Source organism: Caldicoprobacter sp., from assembly GCF_047459465.1.
Classification (GTDB): Bacteria; Bacillota; Clostridia; order Caldicoprobacterales; family Caldicoprobacteraceae; genus Caldicoprobacter.
Genome location: NZ_VSCO01000061.1, coordinates 1 through 10,310 on the forward strand (window position 1 = coordinate 1; position 10,310 = coordinate 10,310).

A 10,310-nucleotide genomic window follows, 5' to 3' on the forward strand; every position below is an offset into this window, starting at 1 on the left:
TGGCCCGCGAGACTATAGAGCCTCCCACCGGCACCGGGTCAAACACCGCAGTAGGAGTCAAAATGCCTGTCCTTCCCACCTGAACTACTATATCGCGTATCACCGTCTCCTTTTGTTCGGCCGGGAACTTGTAGGCGATGGCCCAGCGAGGATTTCTTGTGGTGGCCCCAAGCACATCCCTCTGCCTTAAATTGTTGACCTTTATCACCAGGCCATCGATGTCAAACCACAGCGAATGCTTCTTTTCATGCCACTCAAGGCACAACTGGATGACCTCATCTATGTGCCGCGAACGGCATAGTATAGGAGAAGTCTTAAACCCTATCTCTCGCATCAGCTCGAGGGCATCGCTATGGGTTTCCGGCATTTGCGCATTTTCTATATATTGAAGGTTAAATAGGAAGATGTCCAAAGGCCTGGAGGCCGTCACACGGGGGTCAAGCTGCCTTAAGGACCCTGCAGCAGCATTCCTGGGATTGGCAAACAAAGGCTGTCCCTGCTGGCGCCGCTGCTCATTTAGGGCCTCAAAATCCTTTTTGGACATAAATACCTCGCCTCTCACCTCAAGGGTAAGAGGCTTGTTGAGCTTAAGCGGCACGCTCTTTATGGTCTTCAAATTCTCCGTCACATCCTCGCCGGTATATCCATCTCCCCGCGTAGCTCCTCGCACAAATACGCCGTTTTCGTACCACAGAGCAACTGACAGCCCATCTATCTTGTATTCCACCACATACTCAACGTCGTCACCTACAACATTTCTCACTCGGCGATCAAAATCCTTAAGCTCACCTTCGTTGAAGGCGTTGGCCAGGCTGAGCATGGGTACCCTATGCTGCACCGTCCTAAAAGCCTTTAGGGGTTGTCCACCCACCCTCTGGGTGGGCGAATCTGGAGTCACCAGCTCGGGAAAAACCTGTTCCAGCCATATCAGGCGCCTCATCAGGGCATCGTACTCTTCGTCCGATATAACCGGCTGATCCAGGACATAATAGTAATAGTCGTGTTTCCTTATCTCTTCCCTGAGCTTTTCAATCTCTTCTCTCGCTTGCTTGATATCCATACACATCACCACACCATCTCAAAGCTAAAATTATTCCGCCTGCCATCAAAGCTTTTTAAGCGGGGCGAGACTGGCCATAAATTTCTTAATGCCACCCTGTTCAAAAGCAATCTGAATCTTCATGTCATCGCCTTCACCGTCCATGGCAACTACCGTCCCCACACCAAACCGTTGGTGAAGCACCTTGTCCCCCAGGGCAAACCTGGGGGATGGCCCGGCTTTATCATTTGCTACCTTTACAGGCGTTGATCTAAATTGGACAATCGGGTCAAAGCTTGTACCCCTTTCAATGCCAAAATCGTCAAACTTAAAAGCATACCCTTTTACAGCCGGCTCCACCAGCTCTTTTGGGATTTCCTTTATAAACCGTGAAGGCATGCTCAGCATGGAGCTGCCATAGAGGGTTCTGTTTCGGGCATAGGATAAATAAAGCCGCTGTTTGGCCCGGGTAAGGCCCACGTAACACAGCCTGCGTTCCTCTTCCAGCTCGTCGGGATTATCCACTGCCCTCGACAAGGGAAACAGCCCCTCTTCCATCCCGGCCATAAACACCACCGGAAACTCCAGCCCCTTGGCGCTGTGCAGCGTCATGAGCACCACGGCCGATTGGTCCTCTCCTACCTCGTCAACGTCGGACATCAGCGCTATGCTTCCCAGAAAGTCCTCTAGGGTAGCCCCCTGGTTGGCTTGTTCAAACTCAGCAGCAGCCGAGATAAACTCCTTTATGTTTTCCAAACGGCCCAGTGCATCCAGCGTGCTTTCCCTTTCCAGTTCGCTACGGTACCCCGTCTCCTCCAATACCGTATGGACAAAATCCACTATGCCCATGGTATCCTTCAAGGCTATAAGCCGCATTATGAGGTCGACAAACGATTTGACGTTGGCAGCAGCTTTGCCCGAAAGCACTCTATTCTTATCAAGGTCTATGGCTACCCCAAATATGCTCTCATCCATATCTATCGCTGCCCTCTCAAGGGCTTCTACTGTTGCAGGCCCTATACCCCTTTTAGGAACGTTTATTATGCGCTTTAAGCTGACGTCATCATCCGGATTTACAATGATGCGCAAATAAGCAATCACGTCCTTTATCTCTTTGCGATCATAAAACCGCAATCCTTTGTATATCCGGTAGGGAATGCCGTATTTTATCATGGCCTCTTCCAGCACGCGTGATTGCGCATTGACGCGGTACAGCACTGCAAAATCCCCTGGTTTGCGCCCTTCCAGCTGCATCAAGTCCTTGATATGGCGGCATATAAAGTCGGCTTCGTCATGCTCGTCGTATGCCTGGTACAGCTGCACCTTATCGCCTTGCTTGCGCTGGGTCCACAGCTTCTTGGGCTTACGCCCTCTGTTATTCTGTATTACGCTGTTAGCAGCATCCAATATGGTCTGGGATGAGCGATAATTCTCCTCCAGCTTGACAACGGTAGCATTAGGAAAATCCCTCTCGAATTCCAATATATTTCTTACGTCGGCACCCCGCCATCCGTAAATGGCCTGGTCATCGTCCCCCACTGCGCAGACATTCCCGTGAAACTCCGAAAGCATCTTTACCAGCAGGTATTGGGCCATATTGGTGTCTTGATACTCGTCAACCAGTATGTACTGGAATTTCTTCTGATAGTAATCCAGCACATCCGGCCTTAAACGAAACAGCTCCACCGTCTTGTTTATGAGGTCGCCAAAGTCCAGGGCATTGTTCTTTTTGAGCTTGGCCTCGTAAAGCTGATATATGCGGCCTATATTCTCCTCCCTGTACTGGCCCCTCACCCTGTCCATGTATTCTCCTGGCCCCTCCATCTGATCCTTAAGGCGGTTTATCAAGTTCCTGATCTCTTTTGGATCATAGTATTTTTCATTGAGATTGAGCTCCTTAATGCAATCCTTGATCACCGTCAACTGGTCGGAATCGTCGTATATGACAAAATTTCGGGAATACCCAATCTTATCGATTTCCCGCCTGAGTATCCTCACACAGGCAGAATGGAAGGTGCTGACCCATATATCATAGGCCGTTTCCCCCACCAGCTGAATTACCCTTTCCTTCATCTCCTTTGCCGCTTTATTAGTAAAGGTGATGGCCAGTATGCTGCCCGGAAAGGCAACGCGGTAGCGCAGCAGCGCCAGGAGACGATCGGGCAGAGGAATTACAGCACCGCTGCGGTGGCATTGGCCTATATATTCCTCCATATAAGCAAGGTCCTGAGGCGTCAAGTCATTTGGCACGTAGTCGCTCCCATAAGCACACCCAAATTTGAGCAAATGTGCAATCCTGTTTACCAGCACAGTGGTCTTGCCCGATCCGGCACCCGCCAGTACCAGCAGAGGTCCCTGTGTGGTCAGCACCGCCTTTCTCTGCATCTCATTCAAATGACTGTACTGCAGCTCGATTATCCTATCCCTTAGAGCACGAAACCTGCTCGTCACATTTTCTGCCATAAAACATTCACCCGCTTTTCATGTCGATTGCTTTTTGGACAGCCTCTCCAGCACGATATTATACCCATCGGAGCCATAGTGCAAAAACCTGTTTACCCGGCTTATGGTAGCGGTACTGGCCCCTGTCCTTTCAGCTATCTCGCTGTAGGTCTTCTTTTCTTTTAGCATCCTGGCCACCTCCAACCTCTGTGCCAGGGATTTGATCTCACTTACGGTACACAGGTCCTCAAAGAAGCGATAGCATTCCTCTATAGTTTGAAGGCTTAGCACAGCCCTAAACAGCTGGTCTACCAGTTCATCCTTGATTTTAGAACGGTACTCCATCTCCCTGGCCCTTTCAACTAAACGGTGCAATAGCCGCACCAGTTTAGAAGGTTGGGGTATTTGTAGTCCGCCATTTAAGGCTGCCCCATCCCCAACAGGCGGTATTTAGGACAGCCTCAGGTATAGCTATATCCCCATCAACGTCACAACGCCATTATGGCAGTGTGCCATCACATGCAACTTAAATACGCCCTTATTCCATCTCATGGGAAGAGAACAAAGTTTAAGTACGCACATTTCGCAAAAAACAGTAACATATCCCTCTCCTCTTGCATATACATATAATAATACAGCGCCTAAAGGAGGGAAAGCCGATGATATACATCGCCCAGCCAGGCGACACCCTCTATAAGATAGCGCAGAAATTCAACACCACGGTAGAATCCATCCTTGCAGCCAACAAAATCGCAAATCCCACCCTGATCTATCCGGGGCAGCTACTTGAAATCCCACAGGGTACCACTCCATCCGAAAAAGGGTTCTACTACATCGTGCAGCCTGGCGATACGCTGTACAGGATTGCTCAGAGATATAACATACCGTTGACCGAACTTATAAGGGTCAATCGGATACCACCACCCTACATCATCTACCCCGGCCAAAGGATATTCATCCCTGGAGCGGAACCTCCAAAGCCACCGCCGGGAGGCAGGATATACATCGTACAGCCCGGAGATACCCTCTACACCATCGCGGAAAGGTTTAATGTGCCGCTGGATGCCTTAATCCGCCTCAACAACATTCCTCGCCCCGACCTCATATATCCCGGTCAACGATTGCTCATACCAGCTCCTTCAAACAATACCCAAGAAGAACCCTCATGAGGGGTTCTTCTTTTTTATTTTAGCACAATATGTAAGCCCAGAAAAGAAATAAAGTGTCCGAAGACACTTTATTTCACTCGTTTACCACTTGAAGTTTTGAAACCGATACCTCATAGGCTATCCTCTCCTGTATCTCACCGTTGGGCAGCTTTTTCTGGTAAGGCCGGCTTTGAATCCTGCCCCATACCTTGAGGCGCTGCCCCACCGGCAGATTCTGTGCAAAACGCGCATTCCTACCCCACATTATAACGGGTATGTAATCGGATTTATTATACGGCCTGTTGACAGCCAGCAGAACATCGGCTATCTCCCTGTTAAGCGGCGTGGTCCTGTAAACCGGAGGCTTACATATATACCCGTCAAGATAGATCTGATTTGGATTTTTGATATCTTCGTTCTCTCCTCTCAAAGCTATGTCCTTTGCAAATACCGTAAGTATCAGCCTGTTTTTCCCGTCAAGGAATTTGTTATAGGATCTAAACTGCCCCTTTATAACCACTTGAGTATTTACAGAAAGCTGGCCTATATCGATTAGCCTTTCGGACACAGTCACGGGCAAAAGGTCGATGTAGCCGCTCAACCTGGGCACCGCCAGCGTAAAGTTATAGAAACCTTCGCCGTATATCTCATGGGCAAAGGTAGGCTGGGAATCAACTTTGCCGGCCACCAAAACCTGGTTATTTTCCGAAGTGTGTTCTACCATTTTATCCCTCTCCCTTCCTGGAATCATTTCATCCATAACGTTTTTCACTTCCATCCGATGTCCTCACTGCAATACCCTTCTAAATTATAGCTATTCAGGTGATGGACATTTTATTCGCCTCTTATGTGCCTATTTTCCTCTGGCGGCCCGTATGATCTATATAATAATTGTCCTTGTAAATGAGCTCGGATACCGGAACGATGGTATAGCCTTCCTTGAGGAGGTGGTCCAGAATCAGTGGAAGTGCCTGTACGATGTATTTGGCATTGTTGTGAAACAGCACGATAGAGCCGTTGCGCACCTTCTTGGTCACCTGGTTGAACATGTGCTCAACGCCGTATTCCTTCCAGTCAAGCGAGTCAACATCCCACTGTATGGGGTAGTATCCCATCTCCCTGCATGTCAGGATAAGCCTGTCGTTGTAGTCCCCGAAAGGCGGCCTGAACAGCTTAACAGCCCTGTCACCGGCAAGAGCCTCTATCTTCTTCTGCGTGGTCTCAATCTCCATCCTGATCTGCTGGCTGCTCAGCTGGGACATGTGCGGGTGTGTAGTGGAATGGTTACCTATCTCGTGACCTTCCGATGCAATCCTCTTCACCTTCTCCGGGTACTTGTCAACCCAGAAACCTACCAGGAAAAAAGTAGCCTTGATGTTCCTCTTCTTCAATATCTCCAGAATCTCGTCGGTGTACTCGGCTCCCCAGGCCGCATCAAAGGATATGGCGATCTTCTTCTCGTCAGTCTCCACCGAGTATATGGGAAGCTCTCTTTTGGTGTTTAAAAATACGCTCACGATGTCATACTGGGTGGTCTGGGTATATAATATGGAAACTATGACCAGAGCAAGTACCACAAGCGCGCGTACGGCCTGTACCCTGGATACGTATATGACTCTCATGCTACAGCACCTCGCTTACAACACTCTGCTATTAATTTATTGCGCTGTAACTAAGGATATGACAAAAAAGAGCAGGAGCTGAATGTTAGATTCAGCTCCTGCTCTACCTATTGCATAGCACTCCCTTCGCTGGATTGCTATGCATATTCTGTTTTATGTCATCCCACAATTTGTGTTACATCCATATAAAGGCAGCTTACTTCATAACCCATTCCCCTTGGCTGTATGAATTATACTATATTCATGGTGTATAGCACGTCAAATGCCCATATTCTTATTCCACTACAACCTTTTGAGCCTTGACCTTCATGGAATCATAATCCTTAAACAATTTGGGAAACCGTATATACATAGAGGTTTTATCTTCAACCCAATTCAGTATATTATGTTTAGGCTCATATTCTATGTTGTCACTATTTTTCTGAATACCTGTTTGCTCCATAATAGGCTGTAGAGGATTAGATTCCATTGAATCACGGCGCATAACAAATTCAATACCGTTTTCATAATCAAAAGATATTCTTTTCCCTGACTGAAGTAAAGTTGCAGGCATATAGTAGAAAAACACTCTCCATTTATTTACTTCAATTGCCAGTAATTCATAACCTGGGAAAGTCGTAGCAGGCTTATAGAAACAATCCAGTTTATGCAATTCGTTATGATCCTTCATTTTTTCTTCATTAGGAGCTTTTTGGCATTTTTTACGCCTTCTACAAGTTCATCTACCGAGTACGCTATAAATGACAATTTTTCTACCTCCACTTCGACATCTGTTTTATTTCCATCAACACTACTGTCGGCAGCAATGCTTGTATTCTCGTGGCTATCAGTAACAGCAACATGTGAATACATTGCTTTTCCAATTTTATCCAGATCTTGAGTATCCTGCCTTGTACACCCGCTTATAAACGCCATCACTACAACCAGGCCACTTCTTTTTGCAAAACATCCATAACAAAATGAACAAAATGCTCCTTTCTGATTTTAGGTTGTTGATTTTATCCAGAAAGGAGCTCTTTCACTTATCCATACACAAAATTTTAAACAGTCCCTTTGCAACAGCTTTTAAGGCCCTGGAAGTTGTTAAAGTCATTTTTGTAATGAAGCAGGAATTATTTTACGCTCACCTACTTTGGAGGTTATATTGATGGTTTCATTTCTTCTTTTAATTTTTTTAATTGATTAATATTTATCATCGGCAATCTTACGGGAGGATTTATTCCTGCCAGTGCTGTAGCAGACAACACGTAAGACCTCGTAAACTGCGAAAGGGCTACAACACCGTTTAGTTCAAGCATTTTCTTAAAATTTTCTTCCCTTAAGACGCCTTTATTTCCCACAAACTTCCCCTCATATATAATAAATATCTTAAATAAGGTCTTCCTCCCAGTTTTTGCAACAAAATCGGTTTTAAACTGAACCACACCGTAATAAATGTCTTCATGTTCTTCTATGCTTACAACCTCATAATCAAAACTATTCTTAATATTTACCTTTTCTTTGCCATTATTAACTTCTTTTGTTTCCAGTTCGAATTTTACAACTCTACTTGCAATCATCTGAAAACTGGCAACTATTTTACTGGCTTCTATCATGCAGCTTCACCCACAAAATCAAATGCAAAAATATTATCTTCTGGGGTATCCCAAATCGTAATATCCTGCTCTTTCTCTCTGAAAATGATCTTGAATTCCAAACCTAAAGCCGACGATATTTTCCATAATAGTTCAACAGATGGATTGTATTCTCCGCTTTCCAACTTCGAAACCATCGCTTGCGAGCAGCCCAATATCCTTGCCAGATCCTTCTGGGTCAAATTGTTTTTTATCCTATAGTTTATCAACGTAGTCGCTATGTCAACCAAGATATCATCCAATTCAAAATATTTCTTTTCTTCCTCGTCGGCTATTTCATCAATAAAATCATAGGGATTTCCTAGATTTCTATCAGCCACATTCCAACCCTCCTTTTTTGCCTTTCTACCTTTTTGATTATTTCCGTTTACATCGGTTTTAAATCTAATTCAACAACGAGCTCTTTTATCCTTGCCTTGGCAATCTCAATTGCTTTAGTATAACTTTTAGCGCTATTTTTCTTTTTGTTTTCTTTTTCCTGGAAACAATTCAACAAGATTACGATCTCTTTCTGCCCAGCCTAAAAAAAAGAAAATAATACCCTCAAATTAAGTCTTCCAACAAACCTCATGGAATATATTTCCCCATTATCCTTCAGTCGTTCAAAAGATTTATGCTGAACACACTGTTTCTTAAGCCTTTCTAAAATTATCAGCTGCCTTCTATACTTTCTCGCAAAGCCCTCCTTTTGTCCGCTCTCTTCTAAAAGTTCCTTCAATTCCTCATTAAAAGAAAAATAAGTAAAAATATAATTTGAGTTAAATTCTTCGGGATAAATGACTTTACCCTTTTCGCAGCCTTTATCTAGCATTTTTTCACCTCTATTATATAACTTATAAGTTATATTAGTCAAGATGATTTTTCATCAATATCCTTCTGCTTATCCATAACAAGTTTACTAATCTATGATTCTACATTTTTCGAAATTTTCCTTCATCAAATATTAGATTTTAAAACGCAAGAGTAGTATTGTTAAAGCAAATAGGCGAAACATGGGGAAAAATATGTTACTTTTGAACCAGGACTGATATTTGTCTTGTGAACAAGTTTTTTGCTTCTTTGAAGATAGTGGAGTCCATTCTTTCATCATGCCAAACCCATTCTATTAAGCGTATTGATAATATGCTCGGTAACCTCTTCTTGAAGCGTCTTTTTAGTGGTAGCTTGGCGTTCTTCAAATGCGCGTACAACCTATTCGGCACGCTCGCCAATGGGGATCAAATAAGGAGAGTTCCACCCTTCATAAAGCATACATGCCTCGCAATCCACTCCTGCCAAGAAAGCCTTATAGCCCATTGGTTCTACCGTTTCCTTAAAGTGACGCGCCACAAACTCGGCCACCTTTTCAATGCGACTCAAAAACTTTTGACCTTTCTTCGCCAACCTTTTCATATCGCTTTTATTTTTTGCTTTTCAACATCAACCATTGAAGTCAAGATGCTCTTTTTTAAATTTCTTGATTAAGCATCATTATAATAACTTACCACGATGAATAGCTTTAAACAACGTCTGTTCCGTTGCAATTTGCATGCTGTACAAAAATAAATTCCCCCGCAAAGAGGGGTTCAAGGAAGCCAAATCTTCTCTATATATCACTCCTTGCCACAACATCAAATTTTTTCAGTCTACCTCTCCATTTGTAAAAAGTTCTGTTAACGCGTGCCCATATTCAGGGCCCACTTCTCGCCGTACGGCCGTGGAAGAACATTCCCTTTGTGCAGGTAATAAAAAACTCACAGGAATCAGAATCCCCCCTATATTGCTTCCCGTTTTTAAAAACGGTAGTGCTATTGGCGCCTATTTCCATCTTTGTGCCGTCTTCAAAACTAAAGACGTACATCACTTCTGCTTCACTGTCCTTTGCTTTTCCAAACCTATACCGAAGCGTACAGACAAACCTGGCAGCCTTCTCAATATCCGTTGCATCGGTGAGCAAAACGGTTTCATCGCCTTGAGTTATCTGCACCGATATAATATCCGTATGTTTTAAGTTATCATAGTATAGCACTGGGATCCCATCCATGAAATATGAGAAAGAAATGTCCGTTAATACGCCTATTATGAAGCTTCCAATCATAAGCAAAACACGTCGTAGCGAAATCCTTTTAACTAGATCGGATTTCATTATTGGCCACCTCTTGAGCCTCCATTGTCCATTAGCACCATAGGAGGAATATTTTTGCCCTGCGCATTTAAATCTCGCAATATCTTTTAATCTTTCTTATTTTTTTACCTTCAACTAATTAGGATAACATACAACAGATTAGTTGTAAATATTGGAATTTAAGGAACAGTATATCACTTCCATAAATTAGAATCGCCAGTTTCTTTTTTAAAAAATAAAAGCCCTGCTTTATAAAAGCAAGGCTTTTATCGGCCTATCGTCAATTGCAACAGCCGGATAAACTCAACTTACCACGCCAAA

The 10,310-nt window shown here is 44.3% G+C and carries 13 protein-coding genes; 1 reads left to right on the forward strand and 12 read right to left on the reverse strand.

Translation table 11 applies throughout. The features are described 5' to 3' along the window. The 3 genes from ligA to FWJ59_RS05390 form a co-directional block, all read right to left on the reverse strand. Positions 1–1,060 (reverse strand): NAD-dependent DNA ligase LigA (ligA, locus tag FWJ59_RS05380; protein WP_414480953.1); only part of this gene is annotated, 1,060 nt, incomplete at its 3' end. A gap of 45 nt (positions 1,061–1,105) precedes the next feature. After that, on the reverse strand, positions 1,106–3,424 hold the full coding sequence (locus tag FWJ59_RS05385; RefSeq protein WP_414480964.1) for an ATP-dependent helicase: 2,319 nt from the start codon (positions 3,422–3,424) through the stop codon (positions 1,106–1,108). Between the two features lie 96 nt (positions 3,425–3,520). After that, entirely contained in the window at positions 3,521–3,826 is a 306-nt protein-coding gene (locus FWJ59_RS05390) for a YerC/YecD family TrpR-related protein (RefSeq protein WP_414480965.1), read from the reverse strand. Positions 3,827–4,140: 314 nt separating this feature from the next. On the opposite strand from FWJ59_RS05390, the gene FWJ59_RS05395 reads away from it, so the two are divergent. Continuing rightward, positions 4,141–4,650 carry a LysM peptidoglycan-binding domain-containing protein gene (locus tag FWJ59_RS05395; RefSeq protein WP_414480954.1) on the forward strand — a complete coding sequence of 170 codons (510 nt, stop codon included), beginning with the start codon at positions 4,141–4,143 and terminating at the stop codon, positions 4,648–4,650. A 73-nt stretch (positions 4,651–4,723) separates the two neighbouring features. On the opposite strand, the gene FWJ59_RS05400 is transcribed toward FWJ59_RS05395, so the two are convergent. The 9 genes from FWJ59_RS05400 to FWJ59_RS05440 all read right to left on the reverse strand — a co-directional run bounded on the left by FWJ59_RS05400 (position 4,724) and on the right by FWJ59_RS05440 (position 10,010). Then, the gene (locus FWJ59_RS05400) at positions 4,724–5,407 is read right to left on the reverse strand and encodes a single-stranded DNA-binding protein (protein ID WP_414480955.1); all 684 of its coding nucleotides are present in this window, start codon (positions 5,405–5,407) and stop codon (positions 4,724–4,726) included. 67 nt (positions 5,408–5,474) lie between these two features. Continuing rightward, the gene (locus FWJ59_RS05405; protein WP_414480956.1) at positions 5,475–6,251 is read right to left on the reverse strand and encodes a polysaccharide deacetylase family protein; all 777 of its coding nucleotides are present in this window, start codon (positions 6,249–6,251) and stop codon (positions 5,475–5,477) included. 274 nt (positions 6,252–6,525) lie between these two features. Then, positions 6,526–6,921 carry a hypothetical protein gene (locus tag FWJ59_RS05410; protein WP_414480957.1) on the reverse strand — a complete coding sequence of 132 codons (396 nt, stop codon included), beginning with the start codon at positions 6,919–6,921 and terminating at the stop codon, positions 6,526–6,528. Next, the gene (locus FWJ59_RS05415; RefSeq protein ID WP_414480958.1) at positions 6,918–7,166 is read right to left on the reverse strand and encodes a hypothetical protein; all 249 of its coding nucleotides are present in this window, start codon (positions 7,164–7,166) and stop codon (positions 6,918–6,920) included. The genes FWJ59_RS05410 and FWJ59_RS05415 overlap by 4 nt, the downstream gene beginning before the upstream one ends. A gap of 224 nt (positions 7,167–7,390) precedes the next feature. Next, a complete protein-coding gene (locus FWJ59_RS05420) occupies positions 7,391–7,846 on the reverse strand; it encodes a preprotein translocase subunit SecB (protein ID WP_414480959.1) in 456 nt (151 codons plus the stop codon). Then, positions 7,843–8,205, reverse strand: a complete 363-nt coding sequence (locus tag FWJ59_RS05425; RefSeq protein ID WP_414480960.1) for a helix-turn-helix domain-containing protein — start codon at positions 8,203–8,205, stop codon at positions 7,843–7,845. The genes FWJ59_RS05420 and FWJ59_RS05425 overlap by 4 nt, the downstream gene beginning before the upstream one ends. 200 nt (positions 8,206–8,405) lie before the next feature. Beyond that, positions 8,406–8,696, reverse strand: coding sequence for a hypothetical protein (locus tag FWJ59_RS05430; RefSeq protein WP_414480961.1), 291 nt, complete (start codon positions 8,694–8,696; stop codon positions 8,406–8,408). Positions 8,697–9,076: 380 nt separating this feature from the next. Then, positions 9,077–9,277: a hypothetical protein gene (locus FWJ59_RS05435; protein WP_414480962.1), complete on the reverse strand. Its 201-nt coding sequence runs from the start codon at positions 9,275–9,277 to the stop codon at positions 9,077–9,079. 277 nt (positions 9,278–9,554) lie between these two features. Then, entirely contained in the window at positions 9,555–10,010 is a 456-nt protein-coding gene (locus FWJ59_RS05440) for a hypothetical protein (protein ID WP_414480963.1), read from the reverse strand. Positions 10,011–10,310 lie beyond the last annotated feature (300 nt).

Coding starts and splice junctions, on each gene's coding strand:
- FWJ59_RS05385 (WP_414480964.1), bottom strand. CDS start 3,424: ATGCAGAGAAAGGCGGTGCTGACCACACAGGGACCTCTGCTGGTACTG.
- FWJ59_RS05390 (WP_414480965.1), bottom strand. CDS start 3,826: ATGGAGTACCGTTCTAAAATCAAGGATGAACTGGTAGACCAGCTGTTT.
- FWJ59_RS05395 (WP_414480954.1), top strand. CDS start 4,141: ATGATATACATCGCCCAGCCAGGCGACACCCTCTATAAGATAGCGCAG.
- FWJ59_RS05400 (WP_414480955.1), bottom strand. CDS start 5,407: ATGGAAGTGAAAAACGTTATGGATGAAATGATTCCAGGAAGGGAGAGG.
- FWJ59_RS05405 (WP_414480956.1), bottom strand. CDS start 6,251: ATGAGAGTCATATACGTATCCAGGGTACAGGCCGTACGCGCGCTTGTG.
- FWJ59_RS05410 (WP_414480957.1), bottom strand. CDS start 6,921: ATGAAGGATCATAACGAATTGCATAAACTGGATTGTTTCTATAAGCCT.
- FWJ59_RS05415 (WP_414480958.1), bottom strand. CDS start 7,166: ATGGCGTTTATAAGCGGGTGTACAAGGCAGGATACTCAAGATCTGGAT.
- FWJ59_RS05420 (WP_414480959.1), bottom strand. CDS start 7,846: ATGATAGAAGCCAGTAAAATAGTTGCCAGTTTTCAGATGATTGCAAGT.
- FWJ59_RS05430 (WP_414480961.1), bottom strand. CDS start 8,696: ATGCTAGATAAAGGCTGCGAAAAGGGTAAAGTCATTTATCCCGAAGAA.
- FWJ59_RS05435 (WP_414480962.1), bottom strand. CDS start 9,277: ATGAAAAGGTTGGCGAAGAAAGGTCAAAAGTTTTTGAGTCGCATTGAA.
- FWJ59_RS05440 (WP_414480963.1), bottom strand. CDS start 10,010: ATGAAATCCGATCTAGTTAAAAGGATTTCGCTACGACGTGTTTTGCTT.